At 63.5% G+C, this 24,510-nt stretch carries 26 protein-coding genes; 12 read left to right on the top strand and 14 right to left on the bottom strand.

Going from position 1 to position 24,510, the window contains the following annotated elements; translation table 11 throughout:
• Positions 1-14: 14 nt before the first annotated feature.
• Entirely contained in the window at positions 15-1,091 is a 1,077-nt protein-coding gene (gene recF, locus K1X11_RS07995) for a DNA replication/repair protein RecF (protein ID WP_221029962.1), read from the top strand.
• 117 nt (positions 1,092-1,208) lie between these two features.
• Here the strand turns inward: recF and K1X11_RS07990 are convergent, their stop codons facing one another.
• Positions 1,209-2,912 carry a glucuronyl esterase domain-containing protein gene (locus K1X11_RS07990; RefSeq protein ID WP_221029963.1) on the bottom strand — a complete coding sequence of 568 codons (1,704 nt, stop codon included), beginning with the start codon at positions 2,910-2,912 and terminating at the stop codon, positions 1,209-1,211.
• A gap of 157 nt (positions 2,913-3,069) precedes the next feature.
• Here K1X11_RS07990 and K1X11_RS07985 point away from each other — a divergent pair, with 157 nt between their 5' ends.
• The 4 genes from K1X11_RS07985 to tatC all read left to right on the top strand — a co-directional run bounded on the left by K1X11_RS07985 (position 3,070) and on the right by tatC (position 6,946).
• A complete protein-coding gene (locus K1X11_RS07985) occupies positions 3,070-3,804 on the top strand; it encodes a sulfite exporter TauE/SafE family protein (protein ID WP_324726139.1) in 735 nt (244 codons plus the stop codon).
• Between the two features lie 249 nt (positions 3,805-4,053).
• Positions 4,054-4,551 (top strand): crossover junction endodeoxyribonuclease RuvC, encoded by a 498-nt coding sequence (locus K1X11_RS07980; protein WP_225919316.1) that lies wholly within the window; start codon positions 4,054-4,056, stop codon positions 4,549-4,551.
• Positions 4,552-4,874: 323 nt separating this feature from the next.
• A complete protein-coding gene (locus K1X11_RS07975; protein ID WP_225919317.1) occupies positions 4,875-6,014 on the top strand; it encodes a XylR family transcriptional regulator in 1,140 nt (379 codons plus the stop codon).
• A 116-nt stretch (positions 6,015-6,130) separates the two neighbouring features.
• Positions 6,131-6,946, top strand: a complete 816-nt coding sequence (gene tatC, locus K1X11_RS07970; protein WP_221029967.1) for a twin-arginine translocase subunit TatC — start codon at positions 6,131-6,133, stop codon at positions 6,944-6,946.
• 361 nt (positions 6,947-7,307) lie between these two features.
• On the opposite strand, the gene mntR is transcribed toward tatC, so the two are convergent.
• The 8 genes from mntR to K1X11_RS07930 all read right to left on the bottom strand — a co-directional run bounded on the left by mntR (position 7,308) and on the right by K1X11_RS07930 (position 14,744).
• Positions 7,308-7,745 carry a transcriptional regulator MntR gene (mntR, locus tag K1X11_RS07965; RefSeq protein WP_221029968.1) on the bottom strand — a complete coding sequence of 146 codons (438 nt, stop codon included), beginning with the start codon at positions 7,743-7,745 and terminating at the stop codon, positions 7,308-7,310.
• Positions 7,746-7,827: 82 nt separating this feature from the next.
• The gene (locus K1X11_RS07960) at positions 7,828-8,073 is read right to left on the bottom strand and encodes a hypothetical protein (protein WP_221029969.1); all 246 of its coding nucleotides are present in this window, start codon (positions 8,071-8,073) and stop codon (positions 7,828-7,830) included.
• Positions 8,074-8,267: 194 nt separating this feature from the next.
• Positions 8,268-8,630 carry a hypothetical protein gene (locus K1X11_RS07955; protein ID WP_221029970.1) on the bottom strand — a complete coding sequence of 121 codons (363 nt, stop codon included), beginning with the start codon at positions 8,628-8,630 and terminating at the stop codon, positions 8,268-8,270.
• Positions 8,627-10,168 carry a tetratricopeptide repeat protein gene (locus K1X11_RS07950; protein WP_221029971.1) on the bottom strand — a complete coding sequence of 514 codons (1,542 nt, stop codon included), beginning with the start codon at positions 10,166-10,168 and terminating at the stop codon, positions 8,627-8,629. Before K1X11_RS07950 ends, K1X11_RS07955 begins: the two co-directional genes overlap by 4 nt.
• The gene (locus K1X11_RS07945) at positions 10,165-10,569 is read right to left on the bottom strand and encodes a hypothetical protein (protein WP_221029972.1); all 405 of its coding nucleotides are present in this window, start codon (positions 10,567-10,569) and stop codon (positions 10,165-10,167) included. Before K1X11_RS07945 ends, K1X11_RS07950 begins: the two co-directional genes overlap by 4 nt.
• A 458-nt stretch (positions 10,570-11,027) precedes the next feature.
• Positions 11,028-12,173, bottom strand: a complete 1,146-nt coding sequence (locus K1X11_RS07940; RefSeq protein ID WP_221029973.1) for a response regulator — start codon at positions 12,171-12,173, stop codon at positions 11,028-11,030.
• Positions 12,174-12,203: 30 nt separating this feature from the next.
• Positions 12,204-12,728, bottom strand: a complete 525-nt coding sequence (locus K1X11_RS07935) for a chemotaxis protein CheX (RefSeq protein WP_221029974.1) — start codon at positions 12,726-12,728, stop codon at positions 12,204-12,206.
• A gap of 357 nt (positions 12,729-13,085) precedes the next feature.
• Positions 13,086-14,744, bottom strand: coding sequence for a sigma-54-dependent transcriptional regulator (locus K1X11_RS07930; RefSeq protein ID WP_221029975.1), 1,659 nt, complete (start codon positions 14,742-14,744; stop codon positions 13,086-13,088).
• A gap of 113 nt (positions 14,745-14,857) precedes the next feature.
• Here K1X11_RS07930 and K1X11_RS07925 point away from each other — a divergent pair, with 113 nt between their 5' ends.
• The 4 genes from K1X11_RS07925 (at position 14,858) to K1X11_RS07910 (ending at position 16,903) form a co-directional block, all read left to right on the top strand.
• A complete protein-coding gene (locus K1X11_RS07925; RefSeq protein ID WP_221029976.1) occupies positions 14,858-15,253 on the top strand; it encodes a hypothetical protein in 396 nt (131 codons plus the stop codon).
• A gap of 213 nt (positions 15,254-15,466) precedes the next feature.
• A complete protein-coding gene (locus K1X11_RS07920; RefSeq protein WP_221029977.1) occupies positions 15,467-15,937 on the top strand; it encodes a hypothetical protein in 471 nt (156 codons plus the stop codon).
• Between the two features lie 27 nt (positions 15,938-15,964).
• A complete protein-coding gene (locus K1X11_RS07915) occupies positions 15,965-16,444 on the top strand; it encodes a hypothetical protein (protein WP_221029978.1) in 480 nt (159 codons plus the stop codon).
• A gap of 96 nt (positions 16,445-16,540) precedes the next feature.
• Positions 16,541-16,903, top strand: coding sequence for a hypothetical protein (locus tag K1X11_RS07910; RefSeq protein WP_221029979.1), 363 nt, complete (start codon positions 16,541-16,543; stop codon positions 16,901-16,903).
• 128 nt (positions 16,904-17,031) lie between these two features.
• Here the strand turns inward: K1X11_RS07910 and K1X11_RS07905 are convergent, their stop codons facing one another.
• The 5 genes from K1X11_RS07905 to fliD all read right to left on the bottom strand — a co-directional run bounded on the left by K1X11_RS07905 (position 17,032) and on the right by fliD (position 20,683).
• Positions 17,032-17,376 carry a hypothetical protein gene (locus K1X11_RS07905; protein WP_221029980.1) on the bottom strand — a complete coding sequence of 115 codons (345 nt, stop codon included), beginning with the start codon at positions 17,374-17,376 and terminating at the stop codon, positions 17,032-17,034.
• A gap of 27 nt (positions 17,377-17,403) precedes the next feature.
• The gene (fliS, locus tag K1X11_RS07900) at positions 17,404-17,817 is read right to left on the bottom strand and encodes a flagellar export chaperone FliS (protein ID WP_221029981.1); all 414 of its coding nucleotides are present in this window, start codon (positions 17,815-17,817) and stop codon (positions 17,404-17,406) included.
• A gap of 16 nt (positions 17,818-17,833) precedes the next feature.
• Positions 17,834-18,115, bottom strand: a complete 282-nt coding sequence (locus tag K1X11_RS07895) for a hypothetical protein (protein WP_221029982.1) — start codon at positions 18,113-18,115, stop codon at positions 17,834-17,836.
• A gap of 129 nt (positions 18,116-18,244) precedes the next feature.
• Positions 18,245-18,925 (bottom strand): DUF799 domain-containing protein, encoded by a 681-nt coding sequence (locus K1X11_RS07890; RefSeq protein ID WP_221029983.1) that lies wholly within the window; start codon positions 18,923-18,925, stop codon positions 18,245-18,247.
• 6 nt (positions 18,926-18,931) lie between these two features.
• Entirely contained in the window at positions 18,932-20,683 is a 1,752-nt protein-coding gene (gene fliD, locus K1X11_RS07885; protein ID WP_221029984.1) for a flagellar filament capping protein FliD, read from the bottom strand.
• Between the two features lie 250 nt (positions 20,684-20,933).
• On the opposite strand from fliD, the gene K1X11_RS07880 reads away from it, so the two are divergent.
• From K1X11_RS07880 to K1X11_RS07870, 3 genes are all read left to right on the top strand, one after another.
• On the top strand, positions 20,934-21,749 hold the full coding sequence (locus K1X11_RS07880) for a flagellin (protein WP_221029985.1): 816 nt from the start codon (positions 20,934-20,936) through the stop codon (positions 21,747-21,749).
• 257 nt (positions 21,750-22,006) lie between these two features.
• On the top strand, positions 22,007-22,822 hold the full coding sequence (locus K1X11_RS07875) for a flagellin (protein ID WP_221029986.1): 816 nt from the start codon (positions 22,007-22,009) through the stop codon (positions 22,820-22,822).
• Between the two features lie 682 nt (positions 22,823-23,504).
• Positions 23,505-24,449, top strand: coding sequence for an NAD-dependent epimerase/dehydratase family protein (locus K1X11_RS07870; RefSeq protein ID WP_221029987.1), 945 nt, complete (start codon positions 23,505-23,507; stop codon positions 24,447-24,449).
• Positions 24,450-24,510 lie beyond the last annotated feature (61 nt).

Below are 24,510 nucleotides of genomic sequence, written 5' to 3'. Positions count from 1 at the left end.
CCCTTTTCAGTCTGATGCAGATTCGACGGATTGCGGTTCAGCAGTTTCGGAACATCGGCGGGGCGGCGCTCGAGTTGGAGGGGCGGCTGCACTTTTTGGTGGGCAGCAATGGGCAGGGGAAAACCAACCTGTTGGAGGCGGCGGGCTTCATCACGGCGCTGCGGTCGTTTCGGTCGGCCGATGTGAAGACACTCATCTCGCACGGCGGCAACGAGGCGGCAATCGCGGTGGACATGGAGCATGAGGTGGAGGGCGAGACGCAGCTCACGATCAAATTAAAGCCCGGGGCGAAGGAGGCGTGGTTGGAGGCGACCAAGGTGTCGCGGTTGGCGGAGGTGATCGGGCGTTTTCCGACGGTGGTGTTTTCGTCGCAGGATCAGCAGCTGGTGCGCGGGTCACCGGGCGGACGGCGGCGGTGGTTGGATCTGACGCTTTCGGCGACGGACGGTGGTTATTTTAAAGCGCTGCAGGCTTATCACCGCGCGCTGACGGAGCGGAACGCGCTACTCAAGCAGGACGCGCCGGTGGCGCAGTTGGCGGCGTTTGAACAGGTGATGGCGGAGCACGGCGTGGTGTTGGTGCGGGCGCGGCGGGAGGCGTTGGCGGCGCTGGCGCATGACCTGACCGAAGCCTACGCGCACATTGCGGATCGGGCGGAGCCTGCGGGCTTTGGTTACGCGGCGGACGTAGAGGTGGAGTCGGCGGAGGCCTTGCTGGAAAAGTGGGCGGCGGGGCGGCGGCGTGATCTGGCGCTGCGGTCGACGGCGAACGGGCCGCATCGGGACGACTTTGATTTTCTGCTCCACGACCGGGAGGCGAAGAGTTTTGCGTCGGAAGGGCAGCAGCGGGCGTTGGTGTTGTCGTTGCGGTTGGCGCAGGCGGCGTGGTTTCGGGCCAAGCGGCAGGTGCAGCCGGTGTTGTTGGCGGATGACGTGTTGGGCGAATTGGATCCCGTGCGGCGGGATCGGTTTTGGAGTGCGGTGCCGAAGGAGGCGCAGGTCATCGCGACAGGCACGACGGCACCGGATGAGTCGCTGGGCCGATGGCAGGTGTTTACGGTGCGCGACGGGTCGTTTGGAGCGGCAGAGTGAAGTTGGGCGGGCGCGTTGCGTCGTGCTAGGGGGGCTGGGTTTTTAGCCACGGATCGCACGGATCGGCACGGATGGCCGAGGGGCAGGGCGGCGTGCCGTGAGCGGCAGCCCTTGTTGCTACAAGTTAGGCTCGGGGGCGAAGGGGATGGTGGAGAGGCGGATTTGGTCGAGTTTCAGGCCGGGTTCGCGGTAGCCGATCTTGAGGGTGTGGTCGCCGGCGGTGAGGTCGTAGCTTTTGAGCGTTTGCCAACCCCAGCCGGTCGTGCCGAGGCCGTCGCGTTTGTAGAAGGTTTCGTCGTCGAGCTGGACCCAAACTGAATCCGCTTCCCACGACGGGCAGTCGAGGTGGGCGAGGATGGCGTAGTGACCGGGGTGCTCGATGGCGAAGTTGAGCGTGATGAAACCATCGCTGCCGGTCGGTGCGGCTTCGGGACTGGCGGCACCGTCGACCGGGGTCACGTAGGCGCCGCCGGAGGCTTGGGGATCATGGGCGGCGGTCCAATCGGCGCCGATGGTGCCGGACTCGGCTTCGAGGGTGAGGGTGTGTTCACCGTCGCGGGGCGTGAAGGTCGGCGTGTCGGTGCCCCACCAGGCGGTCCAGGCGGCGGCGTCGACGTCGGGGAAGGGGTGGCGGGCGATGGTCGTATCCGCGGTTTCGATACCGAGGAGGAATTTGTCGACGAAGGCGGCGACCTCGGGGTGTTGGCTTTCGGGCACCTGGCAGTGTGGGTGACCACCGACGATGGAGAAGCCAAAACGATCGGAGATGCCGAAGGTGTCCCAGACGCGTTGGGCGGCGCGGAGGGAGACGTAGCCAGATTCTTCGGCGAGCCATTCGTAGTCGGTGTTGCCGAGCACGAAGAGGGCGCGGGGGGCGACGAGGGCCATCAGTTCGTGGTGGTCGATGGGATGGCGGGAAACGGCGGCGCCGGAGAACTGGCGCATGCTCTCTTTGAACCAGGCGTAGTTGGTGCGGCCGAGTTTTTCGACTTCACCGAGGGTTTCGGAGACACGCCAGGCGGCGGCGCCGCCGCCACCGGGTTCCTGGGCGATGGTGAGGGCGATGCGTTCGTCGAGGGCGCCGGCGAAGAGAGCCATTTTGCCGGCAAAGGAACAGCCGCTGACGGCGAGGCGGGAGAGGTCGATGGGGAGTTGGTCCTGAACGAGTTCGAGGCCGTCGATGATGCGACTGACGCCCCAGGGCCATGCGGCGTAGGCGCCCATCTCGATTTGGTCGGGGTAGAGGCGGTTGATCGGTTCTTCGCCGCGGGTCTGGGTGTGCGACATCACCTGCGTGAAATCGAAGCCGATCTGGGCTACGTTGCGTGCGGAGAAGATTTCGGGCGGCAGGCTGCCGGTCGGGCGAAAGATGCCGATGATGGCGGGGAAGGGACCATCGCCCGCGGGCAGGGTGATGGCGGCGGTGAGGGTGAGAGTTTCGCCGTTGGCGGTGACGTGGACGGTGAGGGTGCCGTCGGCGTAGCTGGCGGTGATGTCGGCGGGGCGGGCGGGTTTGGCGCCGATCTCGTAGTGCTCGAGTTCGGCTTTGATTTCGGCGCGGCGGCGGGCCCAGTCGGCGAAGTCGGTGGAGCGGCCGCTGCCGTCGGACCAAGCGAAAGGATCGGGCAGGGGATGGACGACGGGCAGGTCGGCGAAGGCGGGGAGCGGGGGCGCGGGGAAGTGGGCGCCGGTGTCTTCGACGTCGTAGACGAGCGGCGGGGGTGTGGGGGTGGAGGGTTGTGCGGCGGTGCAGGCGAGCGCGGTGCAGCAGGCGACGAAGAGGAGGCGGGCGGTGCGAGGGGCGGGGGCGGGGGCACTCATGGGTGGAGTGCAGCGTAGGTGGAGCGCAATTGGCGGGAAGCGGGAAACCGGGAAGGTCGGGTGGGTTGCGTTGAACGATGACGTGTTGGGTTGTGGTGAGCGGCGATGTGGTCTCTAAGGCCTAGCGCATATGCATTTGGAACCATGGCAGTGGGTGATGGCGTTGACGGCCGCGATGTTCATCGGGTTGTCGAAAACCGCGATTGGCGGGCTGGGCATGGTGTCGGTGGTGTTGTTTGCGAACTTCGTGTTTCCGGAAGCGGCCAAAGCATCGAGTGGCTTCGTGCTGCCCTTGTTGATCTGTGGCGACGTGGTGGCGGTGAAGTCCTACCGGGCTCACACGCAGTGGCAGCATTTGGGGCGGCTGTTCCCATGGGCGGGGCTGGGCATCCTCGGTGGTTGGCTGGCGATGGGGCGGATCGATAATCGGCAGGCGAGTTTGTTGATCGGCGGCATCGTGATTGTCATGGTCGCGATTCACCTGTGGCGGCGGCGGAGTAAAGCGACGGCGAAGGGCCCGGGCGGCGAGGAGGTGGAGATGGGTTATGCGTTTGCGGCCTTCATCGGGGTGATGGCGGGGGTCACGACGCTGGTGGCGAACGCGGCGGGGCCGCTGATGGCGATTTACCTGCTATCGATGCGGCTGCCGAAGATGGAATTTATGGGCACGGGGGCGGTGTTCTTCTTTCTGATCAACTGCTTCAAGGTGCCGTTTATGGTGAACCTGGAGCTGATCACGTGGGAGAGCGCGAAGGGTAACCTGCTGCTGGCGCCGGCGGTGTTCGTGGGGGCGTTGATCGGGCGCAAGATCCTGCCGAAGATCGATCAGCGGCTGTTCGAAAACCTGGCCTTGTGGGCGAGCGCACTGGCGGGGATGAAGCTGTTGTTTTGAGGCGAGTCGGGAGGACTTTTTTTTAACCACGGATGCTCCGAAGGCGCACAAGTGGACACAGATAAACACAGATGGGATCGGGGGAAAAATCGTGTGCATCGGAGCGCATTCGTGGTTCAAAGGTTCTGAACTGATATGGCGCGAATGACGGTGCGAGATATGTGGGCGGCGAAACTGGCAGGCAAAGAGGTGCCGGCGGCTTCGGCGCGGCCAGCCCGGGCGGGGGCGACGCCGCGGGCGCTGCCGAATATGCAACGCACACCTTTTGCCGGGCAGGTGTTGGGGGTCGACCCGTCGTTGCGGGGGACGGGTTTGGCGTTGATCGAGTTTAACGGCGGCGGACGGCAGCCGGTGATGCTGCGCTGCGAGACGGTGAAGATCAGTCCGAAGGTGCCGATGCCGGACGCGCTGGCGGAGATTCACCGCTCGGTGGAGCGCTTCCTGAAGGATTTTCAGGTGCGGCACGTGGCGCTGGAGCAGACGATTTACGTGCAGAATTTTCAGACCGCGCAGATTCTGGGCGCGGCGCGCGGGGCGGCGATCACAGCGGCGGCGTTGCGAGAGTTGCCGGTGTTTGAGTATCCGCCGCTGCGGGTGAAGCAGGCGGTGGTGGGCATCGGTCGGGCGAGCAAGGAGCAGATGGCAGGCACGGTCATGAGCCTGCTGGGGCATGGGCGCACGCTGGCGCCCGACGAGGCCGATGCGGCGGGCGTGGCGCTCTGTCATGCCTTCACGTGGCGCGAGTGAAAAAAGGCGTGAACCTCTTCAGGGGAGGTGGGTCTGTGTCGATGTAAGTGACAAAGCCGACCGCTCCACTCGTATCTCAGCCACAAATACCACACACCACCCAGGTTGAAGGATTTCGAGGGACGCGGTCGGCTCTTGCTTTTACTCGGCCGGAGGGAGGCCGGAGGTAATTCTCAAGGCTACTTAGGTGGCGGATATATTTTGCGTCAGCACACGAGTGTGGGGGCGGATGCCCCTCCGCTCAGCTGAGAAATATTTCTTATTTCCTCGGACGGCGAGCTGTGGCAAATCGATGTATGCGTCCGCAGGTTTTGCTGGTTTTTATGATGTTCCACGAGGAGTGCACCCCTATGTTGCGGGGCGTGGCCCACTACGAGCGTTCGCATCAGCCGTGGCAGGCGTATTTGGACGACGAGGCGAAAGCCAAGACCGATCTGCGCTGGCTGCGCAGCAAGCCGTGGTCGGGCGTGATCAGCCGGCATACGACGCCGGAGATGGTGGAGGAATGTCGGCGGCTGAAGATCCCGTTGGTGGATTTGAGTGATACGGAGCCGTATCCGGATGTGCCGAAGATTCGGCCGGACAATCGGGCGCTGGGGCATCTGGGGGCGGAGCATTTTATCGAGCGCGGTTTTCGGCAGGTGGCCTTTGCAGGGTTTTCCAACCACGGCTGGGCGGCGGAGCGGCGCGATGGATTTGTGGAGGCGACGCGGCTGGCGGGGGTGCGTTGTGAGGTGTTTGAGGTCGACTATCCGGGCGACCTGACGCCGACCTGGGATGAGGCGCAGACCAAGGCTTTGGCGGATTGGGTGAAGGGGTTGCCGAAGCCGGTGGGGGTGATGTGCTGCAACGACATGCAGGCGCTGCAGATGATGGCGGCGTGTCAGGCGGCCGATTTGTTGGTGCCGGAGGAAGTGGCGGTGCTCGGGGCCAACAATGATGCGATTCGCTGCGAGTTGTCGTTTCCGCCGCTGTCGAGTGTGGCGACGGATCCGTTCCAGTCGGGCTTTCGGGCGGCGGAGTTGTTGGATCAGCTCATGACGGGGGGAGACGTAGCGTCGGCGGAGGTGCGGATCGATCCGCGCGGAGTGGTGGCGCGGCAGTCGAGTGACGTGTTGGCGGTGAATGACCGCAACGTGGCGGCGGCGTTGAGCTACATTCGCGAGCACGCGTGTTCCGGGCTCACGGTGGACCAGGTGCTGCGGCATGCGGCGGCGTCGCGGAGTCAGTTGGAGAAGAAGTTTCGCAAGTTCTTCGGGCGGTCGCCGCAGGCGGAGATTCGGCGGGTGCAGGTGGAGCGCATCAAACAGCTGTTGGTGGAGACGGAGTATCCGTTGAAGCGCATCGCGGAGCTGGCGGGGTTTGAGCACGTTGAATACATGAGTGTGGTCTTTAAACGCATCACGCTGATCACGCCGGGCGAATACCGGCGGCGACACCAGGAAGGACCGAAGCGGGCGTGAGGTGGCGGCGGCAGCAAACCCGTCGGTCGATGCGAGGTCACAACTCGACGCATTCTACGCTTCCTCTGGGGCTTGATTCCGGCAGGATCCGGGGTTCCCGTTTTTGACCGCCCTCCATGCCTCGCTCTGACGAAGATCCCGCCACCTTGATTGATCCGGATGATGATGCCGCGGTCTCTGCACGTGAGAAGCCGATGGGGTTCTTCGAGCATTTGGAGGAGTTGCGCTGGACGCTGGTGAAGAGCGCGATCGCGTTCACGGTGTGTGCGGTGCTGGTGGGCGTGTTCCTGAAGGAATTTAACCACGTGCTGATGCTGCCGCTGGAGTGGGTGCAGCAGGAGAGTGACGCGATCCAACTGGATCTGGGCACGGTGAGCGTGATGGAGAGTTTTACGGTGGTGATCCAGATGTGCTTCATCGGCGGCCTGGTGCTCTCGGCGCCGTTCATTTTGTTTTTTGTCGGGCAGTTCGTCGCCCCGGCGCTGCATGAGAAAGAGTTGAAACTGGTGACGCCGGGCTGTGCAGCGGCGTTTGTGCTCTTCCTGCTCGGGGTGGCGTTCAGTTTCTTCCTGCTGGTGCCGGGAACGATGAAGGTGTCGATCGGGCTCAACGAGTTGTTTGGCTTCACCATGCGATGGACGCCGGGTTCGTATTACGGGACCTTGATCTGGCTGTGCCTCGGCGTGGGCGCGGCGTTTGAATTTCCGCTGCTGATCGTGTTGTTGGTCTACCTCGGATTGGTGACCAGTGATAAGCTGCGCAGTTGGTGGCGGCACTCGCTGGTGCTGTGCTTTGTGGTGGCGGCGATCGTCACGCCGACGCCGGATCCGATCAACCAGTCGATCCTGGCGGGGTCGTTGTATGCACTCTACTGGATCGCCATCGTGGCGGCGCGACGCGTGGAGAAGAAGCAAGCGGAAGCGGCGGAGTAAGCCGTCCGACGGAGGCGGTGAGGTAAGCGCGGCCGGCGATGAGGCAGGGCCTTCAGCCTGAGTTTTTAACCACGGATCCTCCGTCGCTCTACGAGCTATGGCGGACAAGTGGACACGGATGGCTTACGCCTCCGCCAAGGCTTCGGCGCACAAGTCGCCTACCGGCTACGCACCGGAACGGATTTTACAGAAGGCAACGAAGGTAAGGAAGGAGCATAGAGGGCACCGAGTCGCTCCTACGAGGTTGTCGGGCGTAAAGCCCGACCCACATCATACGGAGTTTTCCTTCGTTTTCCTCTGCTCGCCCGCCTTTGGAGGGTTTCCTCCTGTAAAAATTCGGAGGATGGGGCGCCGTGATGACCTACTCGGGTTGGCGGAGTTTCGCTACGAGGTCGGGGTGGGCTTCGAGGTGGGCGGTGAGGCGGCCGAGGGCGGCGAACGTCTCGGGGCTCACGTGATGTTCCATGCCTTCCACATCGTGGGAAATGACGTCGGCGTCGAGGCCGAGCAGGCCAAGGAACTGGGTGAGCAGCTCGTGGCGGTGGGCGATGTGGGCGGCGACGGCCTGGCCGGTTTCGGTGAGCACCATGCCGCGGTATTTTTCGTATTTCACGAGGCCCTCGGCATCGAGGCGCTGGACCATCGTGGAGACACTCGCTTGGGAAATCTTGAGCTCGGCCGCGATGTCCACGACGCGGGCGTAACCCTTGGTCTGGATGAGTTCACTGATCCGCTCGAGGTAGTCCTCGACGGCGGAGGTGGTGCGGGGGAGAGAGGAGGGGCGAGCGGGGACAGCCACGACGCAAATCAAAGCCGCGTGGCGACGCGGTGAAAGTTAAAACCCTCCGAGGTCTGACGCCAGGAGGCGATCAGGCGCAGAATCAGCTGCGGCTGTTGAGGACCTTCTGGTAGCGGGCGACCATGCGCAGCATCCAGAGGGCGAGCCAGAAGGTGCCGGACATGCAGGCGGCGGTGCCGATGGACCAGAGGTTGATCATCACCGGGTCGTTCGACGGCACGTGGCTGGGCAGCCAGCGGAAGGCGAAGAGGCAGAAGAACGCGCCAACGGCGACGATATCGACGAGGAAGTCGGACTTGCGGACGAATTTGACTTCGGACTGGGCCATGGTGTGCAGAGGGAGGCGAGGTGGAGCGGGGTTGTCGAATTCTTTTTCGCGCGATGCGATGCGATGCGAGATGCGAGATGCGAGATGCGGGATGCGCGTAACGTGATGCGTGATGCGGGTTGTGATGGGCGAGGCGGGAGTTCTATCGCGGATCCTGTATCCCGAATCCCGAATCCCGCATCGCGTATCCCGCCTCAGGCCCCGTAGGCGCGGGCGGCGGTGGAGGCGGGGGGCGGCTTCGGCGCGACGGTGGGTTGGGGGCGCTGGAGGCTGCCGCGCAGGAGGAGTTGTTCGTTTTCGCGGGAAAGGTGGAGGGTCTGCAGGATGCGCTCGCGGAGACGGGCGACCTCGGCGCGGGCGTCGGAGGTGAGGTGGTTGGGGCGGTATTCCTGCAGGGCGGGGAGCACGGTGTTGAGGCGCTCCAGGAGGGTTTCGCGGCGCTCGCGCAGCGAGGCGTTCTCGGCGTGGCTGCCGGCTTTGAGGGCGCGGTTTTCAGCGAGGTGAAGCGCGTAGGCTTCGTCGCAGGTGGCGGCAAATTCGGAAAGGTTCGGGTTCATGGGGTCGTCGCAGCGGTGGTAGCTTCTGGGGGAAGCGAACTGATGAGAAGGCTAATGTCGGACCGTTCCCGTTCGAGGTCTTCGAGATGGGTGATGCGCCAGGAGGCCATTTGGCCGATTTCCTGGATGCCGGCCGGAGAGTCGTCGGTGACGCTCGCGACGATGTTGTGATACATCGCGATGGCCTCTTCGGTGAGACCGAGGCGTTCGCGGCAGAGGGCGGCCTGGTAATTGGCCGGGAGGCGCCAGGCGGGGTCGTCGTCGAGGCTGGCGAGGGTATCGTAGATCTGGCGGGCGTGGGCGAACTCGCCGCGTTGGAAAAAGGTATTTGCCAACTCGTTGCCGGTGCGGCGTTGCCAGTAGGCCCAGGCGTTGGGGTCGCCGGATTGCTCCTCGGTGGAGGCTTGGAGGAGTTGGAAGGTCTGTTGCAGGGCGTCGTCGGCACGACCGAGTTCGCGCAGGGCGGTGGTGGCGGCGTAGAGCGCGGCGGGCACGTGTTGGTTGTTCGGGTATTGATCGACGAATCGGTTGACGGCGTTGACGACGGCCTCGTGGCGACCGGCGGCGGAGCGGGCTTCGATGACCTTGAAGGCGCCGAGGGCTTTGTCGGCGTCGGCGAGTTCCAGGAGGCTGAAGCGGGTGAAGTAGCGCTCGGCTTCTTCGTAGCGGCCGGCGCGCAGGTGGGTCTCGGCGATTTCGTATTGGGCGGTGCGGGCGAGCTGGCGGTAGCGATCGACCCAGGTGTTGTCGGGGATGCGCAGGGTGGCTTGGAGAACGGCGTAAAATCGCGACATGGCCAAGCGGTCGGCGCCGAGGGCGCGGTGCAGGCGACCGGCGTCGAGCAGGGCTTTGGCGGTGTGGGGGGAGCCCGGGTGGTCTTTGATGAGGCGTTCGAGGATGGCGACGGCGCGGGTGCGTTCGCCGAGGGCTTGGTAGGCTTGGCTCAGGCCGATGAGGGCCTGCACTTCCATGTCGTCGGGGGCATGGTTTTCCAGAACTTGGAAATAGGCGGTAATGGCGCCCTCGTGATCGCCGGTCGCGGCCTGACTTTCGCCGAGGCGCATGAGGCTCTCAAGCGGGGCACCGGAAAGGAGGGCGGGATTGTCGGGCGCGGTGGCGATGCCGTGTTCGTCGACTTCGGCATGATGGCCCGAAGCCGAGCCGTGCGCTGCGGCCGGTTGGTGGGCGGCGGTGGCCGCGTGAGAATCTGCCACGGCGCCGTGGCCGTTGCCGGTCGCATGGGAATCGGCGGCGGCGGAGCCGTGGGCGTCCGGCTGGTGCTGGGCGGGTGCCGGGGCGTGGGTTTCGCCGTGAGCCGGTGCGGCCGCGTGGTGCGGGTCGGCGGTAACGACGGCGTTGGCGTTGGTGTCGCCGTGGTGGGGGGGCTCTGCAGCGTGAAGCGGCGCGGCCTCCACGTGGTGAGGGTCCGGGGCGACCGGCGACTCGCCGTGCCCGTGACTCGGCTCCGCCGCAGCCAGGCGCCCGAGGAGGCACGAGGCAGAGAGTAGGAAGAGCACGAGACGGGAGCGGGCGGTCATTGTTTGCGGTAGGTCGCTTTGGAAGGCACCGAGGGCAGACGGAAGAACGGCATGATGTCTTCGGCACGCGGCTCGTTCAGGTAGTCATCCGAGAGGATGATGGGCGGGGGCCCCTGCGGCACGGCGTTGGCGTCGCTTTCGGTGTTTTCGGTGATATCGGATACGGAATCGACTTTGGCGGGATCGATGGTGTCGAAGGCGCGGTCGAGATCGGAGGTGTTAGGAACGGCGAAGTTAAAGTCGCTGAAGTCCCCGAAGATGCTGGCGTTGGACACGGCAGCGGCGGCGCGGGTGGCTTCGGCAATCTCGTCGGCTTCCTCGGTCTGGACTTCGGGAAGCGGTTCGATTTTGAGCGTCACCGGCGGGCGTTCGGGAGCGGCGAAACGTAATGGTGTGGGCACCAGCAACGCCAAATAGGGATGGGTTGCGGGAGCGGGCGAGTGGACGACAGTGCGGCGCGGGGAGCTCTGGTGAGCCGAGGCGACCGAGGGAGTCAACGCACAGGCTGAGACCATTAACGCACGCCATGCCACGCGCAGAGGCGCGGGCGACTTCCGTGAGGGGGAAGGTCGTAAAATCATGGGCGGCAGTTTGGGTCGTGGGCTTCAAGTGGTTGATCCGGTTTCCAAACAATAGCATCGGACCGCGGGGGCGCGGCCTTAAGAGGGTGTTTCCACGTAGTCCACGGTGACTGGACGATCACACAGCGGACGGAAACAGAACTGAGGTGGTTTAATCAAAGGCCCGCACTCCGGTTTTTGAGGTCGGAATGCGGGACTCGCAGGGTGGTGATCGACCGGAATCCGTCGCGTGGGACGGAGCCGGTTTCACCAAAGGGGGATGAGCGTGGGAGGACGCCTCAGGCGCCGACCGGCAGGGACTTGTCGATGGCGGCTTTGGCGTCTTCGAGCGAGTCGTGAAACTGCCAGTTGCGGGTGTCTTCGAAGCCCTTGCACTCCTGCACGATGGGGCCGGAGCCGACCATGGAATACTGGAGGCCGAGGTCACGGCAGGTGCTCATGGCACTGACGAGCAGTTTGATGACGTTCATGTCGAGGCGCTTGAGCTCGGAGAGGTCGATGACGGCCTTGCCGATACCGGCGTCGACGGCGTCGGAGATCTTGGGCTTGAGGTAGGTGTTGACCTCGTGGATGGCGGCCTGGCCGGTCTGTTCCGGGAGGCGCATGACGAAGAAGTCACCGTCCTGGGCGAAATAGCGCTGCGAGGTGTCGAGGTTCATCGCCTTGGCGATCTTGGACTCGAGTTCGTTCACATCGAGCGGCTTGGTGACGATGGCGCTGAAACCGACCTGTTGGGCTTGGTTTTGGGCGGCGACATCGGTCTTCACCGTGAGGCCGAAGATGGGCGTATACTTGGTCTTCACCTGGGTGCGAAGCAGGCGGAAGAGGGTGTAGGCGGACTCTTCGGGCAGGGAGAGGGAGATGATGATGAGGTCCGGCACGGTGCGGCCGCAGAAGTCGATGGCCTCGCCGGTGGTGTGGCAGCCGGTGATCTGCCAGGGGGTCTGCTTGAGGCCCTCGGTGATCTGCTGGATGATGGCAGGCTTGTCCTCGACGACGAGGATGTTGGCCGGATCGAAAATGGACTTGGCCTTGGTGGGCGTGTCGGAGAGCGGCTTGAGGTCGATGATGCGGCCGATCTTCTCGATGAGCACGTCTTCCTTGAAGGGCTTCACGATGTAGTCGCGGATGCCGATCTTGGCGATCTTCAGCACGTTGTCGCGGCCACCTTCAGCGGTGAGCATGACGACCGGGATGGCCTTGGTTTGCGGGTCGGCCTTGAGCTTGGTCAGCATCTCGACGCCGTCCATGACGGGCATGGTGATGTCGAGGAGGATGACGTCGGGCTGTTCTTTGGCCGCGGCGGCGAGACCCTCGACGCCGTTGGCGGCCTCGATAATTTCGCAGTCGTAGGACTTGAAGGCCTTCTTGACGATGATGCGGACGGTCTTGGAGTCGTCTACGGTGAGGACTTTATAGCGCATGGTGTGCTGGGAGCAGAGGGTTGGAGGAGATTATTCGCCCTGTTTCATCAGGAGGTCGGCCACGAGGGTGTGACCGCCGACATCGAAGTGGTAGATCCGGCGGGCAGCGGAGCGCACGGGCTCGATGGTGAAGTTGCTGCCGCGGAGGATGGAGGGGATGGTGAGCTTACAGGGGAAGCCGACGTCGCAGAGTTGGTTCTTAAAGGCGCCGACGGTCATGTTGGTCAGTTCGCCGATGGCGTCGTTGACCACCTCGTCTTCGCACTCGGCGAGTTCGGCGGGCTCCATGTCGAGCAGGCCGCAGGAGACCTCTTCGGCGAAGGGGATTTCCAGGTAGAGATAAATGAGACCGGTGATTTCACCGATAAAGCCGACGGTGCCGACGATTTGAGCTCCTTTGAGTTCGAGCGCATCGACTTGTTCGGCGTGAATCAGCTCCTGCTTGCTTTCGCGAAGGACGGCAGATTTGCCGAGCATGGTGCTGAAGACATCTTGCACCGCGCGGGACAGGGTGTCCTGGAAAACGGCGTCACTGATTGATTCGACGAGTGGCATAAGGCGGCATTTCAGAGGTTTAATGTAAGCCTTGTTGTTATCGGCCACCTGAGGGGGAATTTAGGGAAAAAGCAGAGCGGGTCGGTATTTTCTCCGGGAAAAACGGCGTGATGGGGGGATGCGGGATGCGGGACGCGGGACGCGGGGATGCGGGATGCGGGGATGCGGGATTCGGGCGCGTGGGTGGGGCGTCTGGATGTGAATACGCACGCTCTGGGGGCGCGGGCGCGAGGGACCGGGGTCACCGACCCCGGCTACAGCGGCGGGCTCTTTATCCCATATCCCATATCCCGTATCCCGTATCCCGAATCCCGAATCCCGTATCTCGTATCGGGTATCCCGTATCCCGAATCCCGCTCAGTCGTCGCCGGGGATGACTTCGCCCTGCTTGCGGTAATCCGCGATCTTGTTGCGCAGGGTGCGGATGGAGATCTGCAATTGGTCGGCCGCCTTGGTGCGGTTGCCGCCGGTGGCGCGCAGGGTGTCGATGATGGCGCGTTTTTCCATCTCGTGCAGCGGCACGGGCGCATCGGGGGCCATGCCGGTGGCGGGGTCGGCTCCGGGGAGCGACTCGGATTCGGTGAGCGGAGGCTCTTCGGCCATGGAGGGTGGTTCGGGCGCGGGCGCCGGGGGCTGAGCCGGCGGGGGGGCGGGCTCGGCAAAGGCGGCGGGCGGAATCATGGCCTCCTCGGCGGGAGGCGGCGGCGGCGGTGGCGGCATTTGGCCGGTGCCCATGGACATGGGGGGCGGTTCCGGTTGCGGGGCACCGCGGGGGCCGGTGGGCACGGGCGCAGCGGTCGGTTCGGGCTGTGGCGCGACGTGGGCCGTGGGGAAAATGGACGGGGGCAGCGTGGGCAGGTTGAGCTGAGCGCTGGAAATGGGGCGACCTTCCTCCCCCAGGATGACGGCGCGCTCGATCGTATTCTGCAGTTCGCGCACGTTGCCGGGCCAGGGGTAGGTCTCAAGGGCGCGGGTGGCTTGTTCGGTGAAGCCGGGCAGGGCGAGGCGGTGGCGTTTGGCGAAACGGGTGAGGAATTCGCTGGCGAGGGCTTCGATGTCTTCGGGGCGTTCGCGCAGGGGCGGGACGTTTACGGGGAAGACATTAAGACGGTAGTAGAGGTCGGAGCGAAATTCACCGCGCTCGACGGAGCGTTCGAGGTGGCGGTTGGAGGTGGCGAGGATGCGCACGTTGACCTTGATGGTCTTGGTGCCGCCAACGCGTTCAAATTCACGTTCCTGGAGGACGCGCAGGAGTTTGGCCTGCAGGGAAGGGGGAATCTCGCTGACCTCGTCGAGCAGCAGGGTGCCTTTGTGGGCGAGTTCGAAACGGCCCTCGCGGCGGGTGGTCGCACCGGTGAAGGCACCGCGCTCGTGGCCAAAGAGCTCACTCTCGATGAGTGTTTCGGAGAGGGCGGCGCAGTTGACCTTGATGTAGGGCTCGTTGCGGCGGCTGGACTGGCGGTAGAGCTCGCGCGCGATCATTTCCTTACCGGTGCCGTTTTCGCCGGTGACGAGCACGGTGACATCGGAAGGGGCGACGCGGCCGATGAGCTGTTTGAGGCGCGCCATGGTGGGGCTGCGGCCGAAGACGAGCCCGTCGCCGCCGGTGTGCTCCTGCTCATTGAGGTAGCGGTTGACGCGCAGGAGCTGGATGAAGGAGGCGCACTTGTTGAGCACGACGTCGATCTGCGACGCGGAAAAGGGTTTGATGAGGTAGTCGAAGGCGCCGATGCGCATGCAAGTCACGGCGTGTTCGATGGTGCCGTGGCCGGTGATCATGGTGACCAAGGGGCGATCGGGCATGGCGACGATACGCTCGAGGAAGTGTTGGCCGTCGCCGTCGGGCAGGCGCACGTCGAGGATGACGAGGTCAAACACCTCTTTGGCCAGCTGCTCCTCGCCTTCACGGATCGAGCCAGCGATCGTGACGTGGTATTTGCGTCGTCGCAGGAGCTCGCCGAGCGAGCGTTGGATAAGCGGTTCGTCGTCAACGACCAGTATTCTCTCGAGGGGCATGCCGGAAGGTGAGGAAAGCTAGTCGGGCGGGTGGGAGCGTGGAAAGGGCAAAACAAGTTGTATTTTTGCGTAAAGTTCCGGGTGGGGCGGCCGATGGAGAGAAACGTCCCATCATGCGTCCACTCTCCTTTCTCTCTGAAGTCGAAGACATGATCCGAAGCCTGAATCCGGCCGCGATTCCGGGGCCGACCTCGCGCGCGATCGATTTTCGTCAGGGTCTGGCCCGACTGCAGCTCACGCCGGCCGGTGATTTGGTGGCGGTGCAGTGCTTCGAGTTGGCCGATGGTCGCGACTGCCTGAAGGCGGTCGTGCACTGGGCGGACAGCGAACAGTGCCGCGAGGTGGCGGTTTATCCTAACGAAAAGAACCGCCTGACGATTTGGAAACAATCGGCCTACCAGCTCGCGCAGCTGTGGCTCGATGGTGCGCCGGATTCCGGTGGTTCCAAACCGTCCCTTGACGACGAGATGGCCGAGGCCGAAGACGAGCCGCTGCAAGCGAGTGCTTGAGCGAGTAGCGAGTCGAAGATCGGCCAGGGGGATGGCTCTGTGATCCCAGTGCTCCCCTACAAGGGCGCGCCGTTTGGCATGTGATGTCGGCTTTGGCGGTTTTCGTGGGAGTTCGAGTTTTGGAAAACCTACTGCGCTCTGAGATGGAGCGGCTTCCAGCGATCCGTTCGGACTGGTCTGACGCTTCTGCTGGCCGAACGAGATGTCCTCCGCATGTTTCAGGAGATGATGACAACACGGTCCCGCCGCATGATTTGGGGTGGTGCGATCTCTCTGCCGCTTATCGCGATTAGTCTGTTGATCGTCGTTAGACGGAGCGCGATCCCGCGAAGCGAGTTTGGGCAGCCTGCTTTCTACTGGTGGGCCACGACCGCAAATCGGGCGGATCTGGATTTCGCTCCCATTCAATTCTCATGGGAAGCCCCGCCAGGAGTGAAAGGGTATTGGAGGGTGCGGGAGGCCGAACGGTTCACCCTATTGAATGGGGAGGCGTTTGTGGGGGACGAGCACCTGCCGCGAGAGCGGATCACGGATTACTTGAATGAGAAGGTCCGGAGAGCGGAAATCGAATATGTCGTGGTCTTTCCGGCCAAGGGCTCAAAATGGGGAGACCTTTTCCCCGTGTTGGACGAGTGCCGGAAAAGCGAAGTGCGGATCGTTTTGCTGAATCAGATCGAAATCTAGCAGGCGGGGGCGGCATATCGACAGGCGATGACGAACCTTCACTACACGCTGGTTGGGACCGGATGGGCGGAGGCCGTCCTTGATCATGACGGAGAGTCGGTGGCGGTTTCTGCGTCCTATCTGTCGGACGCGTTGGGGGATTTGGCTCGGGCCGCGATTGCGGTGGTGCGGGGGACGGGAGAGGTTAGCTTTTCCTTTGCGGAGGAACCGGGGGAGTATCGTTGGATCCTTCGAAAACAATCGCCGGGGCACCACCGGCTCACGTTGCTGGAGTTTGATAAACTTTGGGGGAATCGACCCGATTCGGCCGGGACCCTGCTCGGGGAGTTTACTTTTGAATCCGTAGAATTTGGCGGGATGGTGCTGCGGACCCTGGCGGAGGTCGAGCGCATGTATGGGGTCAGCGGATACAAGGAGCGATGGGTTCAATACGATTTTCCCCATACGGAATTTGCGACCTTGCGCGCCCTACTATCCGCAGACGGTATCTCCGCACCTCGGCGGTGATACCGCGCACGTTGCCGGCCCTCGGCGGGCTTTCGGAGCGAAAAACTAGTGATGGTGGTTTTCGCGTTTCAGGTTCACCGTGCCGGTCTCGTCGCCATGAAAACGTTCCGTTCTTTCTTCGTTCTCCTCATGGTCTTCACCGTGGTGGGGGCGGCTGAAGAAGAACAACTGCCGGTGCGAAATGAACCGGTGGATGGCTACGTTTTGGTGACCGTGATCGGGCACGGCGTGGAAAGCGGCCACGAAGGGCGCTACTACTTTCCGCCGGACTTCACCCTGCTGCGATTTTGGCGGGAGCGTCCGGTGCCATTGCTGGCCAACCCTCGCCTGTTTTTGACGCGCAAGACGGACGACGGAGAAACCATCCGTTTTAAAATGGACGATCGTCGTGCCGATACCACGCCGTCGGTCGAGTTACGCGATGGCGATTTGATCTTCGTATTCCAACCCTATCTGTAGGGCAAAAACTGATACGCGAGGAAGTTGCAGTGAATGGCGCCACGATGTCGCGTTGGCGCGTTGTGACCGAGCGGCAATGATGACGCGGTCGGGGACGGCCACGTTTACCTTTGGGGCGTGCCGGTTGCTTACGCGCTGAGGCTGCAGCGGCGGTTGGCGTGGGCGGCGGCGGCGTCGGTATAGGCGTTGCGCGTGGGGCGCAGGCGATTGCGGGCGTAGCGCAATTGGTCGAGTTCTTCGCGGGTGCGTTCTTGGGCGAGCACGAAGCGTTCACGCAGCTGTCCGAGCAGGTCCTGGCACCGTCGCAAGGAGGTGTCGTGCGGGCCAAGTTGGGCGAGCAGGGGCGGCAGGATTTGCGCCGCCCGATTGATCGTCTCGAGGGAGGCTTGCCAAGCCCCGCGTTGTGAACGGCTGAGGGCACGTTCCAGCAGGCTTTCCAGATCCTGAACCAGCTGAGCGGGGGTGGCGGGCATCGGTAGAACGAAGGGCGAACCGTGACCTTAGGCGACTTGCACCGCGGGCGTTTCCTGCTGGCGGAGCATCTCGGCCCAACCATCGCGGAGCTCGGTCACGAGACGGAGCACTTCCTGGATGGCTTCCACATCTTTCTTGATGTTGGCCTCGTGCAGACGGCGTTGGTAGTAGTCGTAAAGTCGATCAAGGTTGGCGGCGTATTCACCGCCGGCGGCGTGATCGAGATTGGATTGGAGTTCCGCGAGGATGGCGCCGGCTTTGCCGAGCGCGGTATGGACGACCGCGATGCTTTGGATCTCGTCATGCTGCGGCGAGAAGCCGTCGATGGCCTGGCGCAGGAAGCGCAGGGTCCCATCGTAGAGCATGAGGACAAGCTGGCCGGGCGAGGCGCTGAGCACAGCTTGGTTCTGATACTGACGAGCGTAGGCGGCGGGCATCATAGGACGGAGGGAGGGCTTAAGCCTCTTCGGAAACTCGGGTGAGAAGTTCGCGGGCGATCGAGTCGATCACTTCGCGGGGAGGATATTGCGGATCATCAACGAGCACGCGGGCGCGCTCGACCACTTCGGAGCGAATCTCCGGGTGGCGGGCCAGGGCTGCTTTGATATGAGCCGAGGCGCCGGAATAGATCTGGTCTTTTCCTTCTGCGGGCGTGCTGGCGACGTGCGCTTTGCGAGTCGTAGCTTCGTCCGTGATAGGAACAGACGGGCGGTTGGATGGTGACGTGGAGTGAATCATTTTGTTTGGTCCTGTTGATTCGTGAGGTCGCCCCCTTCGGATGAAGAGGACTATGTGAGTTTGTAAAAGATATCGGCCCGAGGGTGAGAGGAGTTTAGGTGAAAAACCTGTAAGGGAAGGGGTATTCCCTCACCTAGCGGGAATCGTGCCCACAAGCGTATCGGCGGCGTAGGCGACGAAGCGGGCGGGGCTTTGTAAAACGGTCGGGCTGAGGTCGGCGGGGGCGGGGCCGCCCTGCAAATGGTGGCGGCGGGCGCCAGCGGCGGTGGCCGCGCGGGCGGCGTCGAACAGTTCATCGGTGGCCCAGAGCAGGGCACCGTTGTCGAGCTGGATGAGGCGGGTGCGCAGACCGACGGAGAGGGGCGGGTAGGGTGAGTAGGAGGTGACGTCGACGAAGAGCACGGCGTCGGCGCCGAGGCGTTCGTGGAGTTGGGTGAAGAGGTTGGCGGGCAGGGCTTCGGTGGAGCCGAGGCTGCTGTGTTTCACCCAGGCGCGCAGGTTGTCGCGCGAAACGGGCACGACCTCGAAGCGGGCGGCGCGGGTGAGGGCGACGTTGAAGGCTTGCTCGATGTTGGTGAGCGAGCGTTCGTCGAGCGGCTGGCCGGACCAGACGGGCAGGACGGCGACGCGGCGCACCTCGATGGGCAGGTAATCGGGGCCGGCGACGTTGGTCGGTTTGTAGGACGGCGTGAGTGGATCGACGGCGAGGCGGTCGGAAACGGATTCGCAGCCGGTGCTCGCGAGCAGGGCGAAGGCGGCGGCGGAATAACCGAGGGCCGCGCGAAGCGGCGACTGGCGGGGGCGGGTCATGCGAGATTAGCTTTTCGAGGAGGTCGTGGGGGCGATGCTCGGGATGGACGAGATTTGCTGCGCCATGGTTTGGAGCTGTTGCTGGGCTTGTTCCATCGCGATGAAGCCAGCCTCGAGGACGGCGCGGCGTTGCTCAAGACGGCGCTCGGCATCCTCGATTTGTTGATCGATGGACTTGTTGGCGTCGGTGAGCGCGGTCTGTTGGTCTTCGAGGTAACCGCCGTTGCCGTCGTCGCCGACGTAATTGTCGAGCAGGGTGTCGAAGCGGGCGAAGAAGCCGGTGTCGGCGGTGGTGAAAAAGGCGGCAACGTCCTCGGCGTTGTTGTTGAGCGCGTCGTCGAGTTTGGACGCGTCACTGATGGAGAGCGAGGAGGTGCTGGAAGTAAAATCGATGCCGAGCTTCTCGAGGCGGGTGATGGACCCACTGACGCCGGAGATCTCGGAGAAGGCGTAGCCGCGCAGTTGGCGGGCCCAGTCTTGGATCTCGCGGTTGGAGGAGAGGGTGGAGGTGGAGACGCCGCTGGAGCTGGTGGTGATGCGGGTGGCGTCATCGATGTAGCTTTGGACGGCGTTAAACCGGGTGATGAACTCGTTGATGGCGTTCTTCATCTCGGTGGTGTTCGCCTTCACGCTGATGTCCTGGCTGCCGGTGCTGTCGACGGTGAGGTCGAGACCGGTGACGCCGTGCACGTCGGCGGTCAGCGTGTTGCTGGTGCTGGTGATGGTGCTGCCACCATCGATGGTGAACTCGGCGTTCACGCCGCGTTGCAGGCTGCCGCCGGCGGCGGCGGTGAGGCCGAGGGCGCCGAGCAGACCGCCGGCGGATTCGCTGAGACCGAGGCCGATGTCGCCGGTGCGATCATTGGTGAGGGTCATGCGGTCGGCGGCGGAGTCGTAGGCGGCGGTGACGCCGGCGTCGGACGCGTTGATGCGGGCGATGATGTCGGTGATGGAGTCGTCGTTGACGTTGTAGTCGATGGCGACGCCGTTGAGGGAAAAGGAACCGTTGCCCGAGCCGTCGACCGCGGTGATGGCGGATTTGAGGCGGGCGTCGACGAGGGCGGCGTCGGTGTCGACGGTGCCGAGGCCGTTGCTGGAGGTGACGGTGCCGGTGCCGTTGTTGGCGAGCTTGGCGACGGTCAGGAAGTTGGAGGTGTCGTTGGCGGCGCCGAGCACGATCTCCGAGGCGCTGGAGAGGGTGATGGTATCGGTGACGTTGTCGTAGGCCGCGGTGACGTCGCCGCCGGTGGCGGTGGAGATGGCGTCGAAGACATCCTGCAGGGAGTCGGTGGTCGCGATGGTCACCTGCGCGCCGTTGACGGTGAAGGTGCCGGCGCTCACCGCGGTGGCGGTGGGCATGGCGGCGAGGGTCACGCCAGAAACATCCGTGCTGGCGGCGATGCCGTCGGCGACATCGGCGGCGCCGCGCTGGGAGGCGGCGGTGGCGAGGCGGGTGACATTAAAGGTGTGCGTGCCCGTGGTCGCGCCCGCGATGACGGCGGGGTCCCAGGTGGAGTCGCTGGTGGAGGAGGAGGCGCTGCGGGCGTTGAAGAGGTCGCTGTCGTTGAGCGCGTTGTTCGCGGTCTTGAGAGCCTTGAGGCGGGTGCCGAGTTCGGTGAGCGCGTTGTTGCGGCGGATGTTGGTCACCTGTTCCGTCTCGAGGCGTTGGATGGGCACGCGTTCGAGCGACATGAGGCTGTCGACGAGAGATTTCCAGTCGAAGCCCGAAGCGAGTCCTGCAAGTTGAAGTCCGGCCATAGGATTAAAAGAGAGTTAGGTGCGCCATCGGCTCAGCGCGGGGAAACTTGAGGTGAATCGCCCACAAGCGCGGGGGAAGTGGGCCGGAAATGAAAAAATGCGATTTTGCTTAAAACGGCGCTAAAGACCGCGCCCCGTTGGCCCGTAAATCAGGGGCAAGCCCAGCAATCGCTGAGCCCGAAGTGACCGGACTTCACCTCCTTCCGGTCCGTCGCCCTACGGACAGGGCAACTTATCAAGGAAGATAACCATGTCAGTCGTCATTAACACCAACTCCGCGGCTTCGATTGCGTCCAACAATCTCGCCGCTTCGAACAACATGCTGCAAAAGAGCCTCAACCGGCTCTCTAGTGGTTCCAAGATCGTCTCTCCGGCCGATGATGCTGGTGGCCTCGCTGTGTCCATGAAACTCACAGCCGCTGCCCGCCGCTCCGGTGCTGCGTCGATCAACATCAGCAATACCGTCTCGTTCCTGCAAACGCAGGACGGCGTGCTCAAGGTTGCCGGTAAGGTCCTCGAGCGTATGGGCGAACTTAAAACGCTCTACACCGACCCGACCAAGAACGCCTCCGATTTGGCCAACTACGACAAGGAGTTCACCGCTCTGCAGTCGCAGCTCACGGCTCTCACCACGGAGAAATTCAACAGCAACAGTGTCTTCGGCACCACGGCTCTGTCCGTCGCTGTTTCCGAAGATGGCACCAACACCACCACGATCGCGGCCCGCGACCTGTCCAGCACTGCGACGGGTGTCGGCGTCCTCGTCGCCTCCTCGGTGACCGATCTGGGTGATGTGACCTTGTCCGATCTCACGACGGCCCTGCAAAACGTGTCGACCTTCCGCGCTGAGAATGGTGCGGAGCAAAGCCGACTCGGATTTGCGCAGGAATTGCTGACCGTCAACAAGGCCAACCTTGAGGCCGCCTCCTCCCGCATCGTCGACGTGGACGTCGCGGAAGAGTCGACCCAATTGGCACGATGGAACACCCTCGTCCAGGCGGGCACCGCCATGCTGTCTCAGGCCAATCAGAGCGCGCAAACCGCCCTCCGATTGCTCCAGAGCTAAAGCAGCTTAGGCGCTTCCTGATCCTGATGGGATCGGTTCTCCAAACCGGTCCCCGCCACGCGGGCCATCGTCGATTGGTCCCGACCGGCCCGCGGGGCAGGCTCTCTCCATCGTTCCTTGGCTATCCACTAGCAGCCAGCAACCCACTCGCAGGGTGATCCTTTGGTGCACTTGCACCAACCGGCGCGGTCCGCGCTGTTCTCCAACGGGCCCGTGGCGACGACGGACGTCGCAATACATCAAGGAAAGATAATACCATGGCAGTGGTAATTAACACCAACACCGCGGCGGCTCAGGCCTCCAACAACCTCGCCGCGTCCACCTCAATGCTGCAAAAGAGCCTCAACCGGCTCTCGAGTGGCTCGAAGATCGTCAACCCTTCTGACGATGCCGGCGGTCTCGCCGTGTCGATGAAGCTCTCCGCCGCCGCGAAACGTTCCGGCGCCGTGCAGACCAACATCGGTAACGCCGTTTCCTTCCTGCAGACTCAGGATGGCGCCCTCAAGGTCGCTGGTAAGGTCCTGGATCGTATGTCCGAGCTCAAGACGCTCTACTCCGATCCGACCAAGAACAGCTCCGACCTCGCCAACTACGACAAGGAGTTCACCGCTCTGCAGACGCAGTTGACCGCGGTCGCTGGCGAAAAGTTCAACAGCGTCAGCCTCTTCGGCTCCAGCTCTTTGACCGTCAACACGACTGAAGATCAGACCTCCGCCTCGGTATCGATGGCCGGCCGCGATCTCACCAGCACCGGCACCGGTGTGGGTGCGCTCACCGCTACTTCGGTGACCGACCTCGGTGACATCAACCTGTCCGACATCACCACCGCGATCCAGAACGTCGCTACGTTCCGCGCCGAAAACGGTGCTGAGCAAAGCCGCCTCGGTTTCGCTTCGGAACTGGTCTCCGTCAATAAGTCCAATCTTGAAGCCGCCAACAGTCGGATCACCGACGTCGACGTGGCCGAGGAATCGACGCAACTCGCTCGATACAACACCTTGGTCCAGGCCGGCACCGCCATGCTTTCGCAGGCGAACAGCTCGGCTCAGACGGCCCTCCGTCTCCTCGGCTAATCGAGATAGGTTACTTATTAAATGACGTATTGATTCGGTTTCTTCCAAAGCTACCCCCATGCGGTCTGGACGCCGCATGGGGGGACGCTTGGTAAGGGTTCTTCCGATAGTTAGTTAAAAGAGCTCCGTTGATCAGATCTTCGATCCTCCCGTCTCCAACGGGATGCATCGAGAAACAATCAAAACGCGCGTTTGCCCTTCACCCGGCGAGCGCGCGTTTTGGCGTTTGCGGGCGGGATGCGGGATACGGGATGCGGGATACGGGATGCGCGATGCGGGATGGGGGATGCGGGATTCGAGATGCGAGATGCGGGATGCGGGATTCGGGATGTAGCAGCGGCCGTCTCGGCCGCTCCTTGTTGCCCCTCAGCCACCGGCCACTCACACCTCGGCAAGTTCTGCCGTCGCCCCGGCTCGCGAGCCAGCCTCCTCCATGCCGCCATCGCGTCCAAAAACTATAACCCGTTGCACATCAATATACCTGCGGGCCATCGCCAGCGATTGGCACACGGCATGCAATCTCTCTGGGCGTGACGTGATTCACCTCCCATCCAGCGCTGCGTGGTCCCCGATTGGTCCCGGAGATCACCCTCGCCGCGAGTCCCTCGCGGCGGGAGCTGGAGGCGAATCCCGGCCTGTTTTTTCGTCCCTCCTTCGATCCCTCTTTGTCCCACTTTTTCAGATGAATCTCCTCGTTACCGGCGGCTGCGGCTACATCGGCGCCCCCCTCACTCAGACTCTGCTCGCCCTCGGCCATGATGTGACCGTCATCGACGCGCAATGGCATGGTTGCAACCTCCCGATTCATCCGCGGCTCAACCTGTCTCTCGATCCTTTGCCCGATCTGCAGCGCATCGATCTCGCCAGCATTGATGCCATTGTGCACCTCGCCGGAATCGCCGATCCGGCGACTGCCGCGACGAATCCAGAACTCGTCTGGTCCACCAATGTCGCCAACACCACGCTGCTGCTCGAGGCCGCCATCAACGCCGGCGTGAAACACTTCGTGCACTGCAGCGCCGCGGCCATCTACGGAAACACCCTCGAAGGGGCACGCACCGAGGCCGATCTGATTCAGACTCCGGACCTGCTGTCCAAGTCGCTCCTTTTTGCGGAGCGCCTGGTGCAGGGCTACCGTCACGACCTGCGGGTCGACGTGGTGCGGCCCGGTTTGGTCTGCGGCGTCTCGCCGCGCATGCGCCTCGATCTGCCGGTCAACCTCTTCACCATGCAGGCGCTCACCCGCGGCCGCATCACGGTCGAGGATCCGACCGGCTCCGCCAGCCACACCCATCTGCGAGATCTGGTCCGTCTGTTTGTCGCGCTCCTCGAACGCGAAACCCTGCCAGCCGGACTCTACAACGCGGGCTTCGAAACCGTGAACCACCTCGATCTCGCCCTGCGCGTCGCCCACCAGATTCCCTGCGACCTCGAAGTGGCCCACCATGGCGCGTCGAACGCGTCCAACCTGGACAGCTCGCGGCTGCAAAAACTCGGTTTCCAACCCACCTACAAGATCGACGACGCGATCTGGGAAATTGCCGCCGAACACCGCATGGGTCGCCTGTCCGATCGCGAAGCCTTCTACAATCGCCCGATCGCGCCCGAGTCCCAGCTGGTGGCCTGAGCGATTGCGCCAAACCGGCGGCGGAGGGGCAGGGGGATGTCGGGCGTGAAGCCCGACCCAC

Source organism: Actomonas aquatica, from assembly GCF_019679435.2.
Taxonomy (GTDB): domain Bacteria; phylum Verrucomicrobiota; class Verrucomicrobiia; order Opitutales; family Opitutaceae; genus Actomonas; species Actomonas aquatica.
This window is presented reverse-complemented; position numbering and strand designations above follow the sequence as displayed.

Excerpts from the sequence above, each read along its gene's own strand:
- K1X11_RS07875 (WP_221029986.1), top strand. The coding sequence starts at position 22,007 with ATGGCAGTGGTAATTAACACCAACACCGCGGCGGCTCAGGCCTCCAAC.
- fliD (WP_221029984.1), bottom strand. The coding sequence starts at position 20,683 with ATGGCCGGACTTCAACTTGCAGGACTCGCTTCGGGCTTCGACTGGAAA.
- K1X11_RS07870 (WP_221029987.1), top strand. The coding sequence starts at position 23,505 with ATGAATCTCCTCGTTACCGGCGGCTGCGGCTACATCGGCGCCCCCCTC.
- K1X11_RS07985 (WP_324726139.1), top strand. The coding sequence starts at position 3,070 with ATGGCGTTGACGGCCGCGATGTTCATCGGGTTGTCGAAAACCGCGATT.
- K1X11_RS07960 (WP_221029969.1), bottom strand. The coding sequence starts at position 8,073 with ATGGCCCAGTCCGAAGTCAAATTCGTCCGCAAGTCCGACTTCCTCGTC.
- K1X11_RS07925 (WP_221029976.1), top strand. The coding sequence starts at position 14,858 with ATGCGTCCACTCTCCTTTCTCTCTGAAGTCGAAGACATGATCCGAAGC.
- K1X11_RS07910 (WP_221029979.1), top strand. The coding sequence starts at position 16,541 with ATGAAAACGTTCCGTTCTTTCTTCGTTCTCCTCATGGTCTTCACCGTG.
- K1X11_RS07990 (WP_221029963.1), bottom strand. The coding sequence starts at position 2,912 with ATGAGTGCCCCCGCCCCCGCCCCTCGCACCGCCCGCCTCCTCTTCGTC.
- K1X11_RS07895 (WP_221029982.1), bottom strand. The coding sequence starts at position 18,115 with ATGATTCACTCCACGTCACCATCCAACCGCCCGTCTGTTCCTATCACG.
- K1X11_RS07905 (WP_221029980.1), bottom strand. The coding sequence starts at position 17,376 with ATGCCCGCCACCCCCGCTCAGCTGGTTCAGGATCTGGAAAGCCTGCTG.
- K1X11_RS07935 (WP_221029974.1), bottom strand. The coding sequence starts at position 12,728 with ATGCCACTCGTCGAATCAATCAGTGACGCCGTTTTCCAGGACACCCTG.
- recF (WP_221029962.1), top strand. The coding sequence starts at position 15 with ATGCAGATTCGACGGATTGCGGTTCAGCAGTTTCGGAACATCGGCGGG.
- K1X11_RS07975 (WP_225919317.1), top strand. The coding sequence starts at position 4,875 with ATGATGTTCCACGAGGAGTGCACCCCTATGTTGCGGGGCGTGGCCCAC.
- tatC (WP_221029967.1), top strand. The coding sequence starts at position 6,131 with ATGCCTCGCTCTGACGAAGATCCCGCCACCTTGATTGATCCGGATGAT.
- K1X11_RS07930 (WP_221029975.1), bottom strand. The coding sequence starts at position 14,744 with ATGCCCCTCGAGAGAATACTGGTCGTTGACGACGAACCGCTTATCCAA.
- fliS (WP_221029981.1), bottom strand. The coding sequence starts at position 17,817 with ATGATGCCCGCCGCCTACGCTCGTCAGTATCAGAACCAAGCTGTGCTC.
- K1X11_RS07955 (WP_221029970.1), bottom strand. The coding sequence starts at position 8,630 with ATGAACCCGAACCTTTCCGAATTTGCCGCCACCTGCGACGAAGCCTAC.
- K1X11_RS07890 (WP_221029983.1), bottom strand. The coding sequence starts at position 18,925 with ATGACCCGCCCCCGCCAGTCGCCGCTTCGCGCGGCCCTCGGTTATTCC.
- K1X11_RS07880 (WP_221029985.1), top strand. The coding sequence starts at position 20,934 with ATGTCAGTCGTCATTAACACCAACTCCGCGGCTTCGATTGCGTCCAAC.
- K1X11_RS07950 (WP_221029971.1), bottom strand. The coding sequence starts at position 10,168 with ATGACCGCCCGCTCCCGTCTCGTGCTCTTCCTACTCTCTGCCTCGTGC.
- K1X11_RS07980 (WP_225919316.1), top strand. The coding sequence starts at position 4,054 with ATGCAACGCACACCTTTTGCCGGGCAGGTGTTGGGGGTCGACCCGTCG.
- K1X11_RS07915 (WP_221029978.1), top strand. The coding sequence starts at position 15,965 with ATGACGAACCTTCACTACACGCTGGTTGGGACCGGATGGGCGGAGGCC.
- K1X11_RS07940 (WP_221029973.1), bottom strand. The coding sequence starts at position 12,173 with ATGCGCTATAAAGTCCTCACCGTAGACGACTCCAAGACCGTCCGCATC.
- K1X11_RS07920 (WP_221029977.1), top strand. The coding sequence starts at position 15,467 with ATGTTTCAGGAGATGATGACAACACGGTCCCGCCGCATGATTTGGGGT.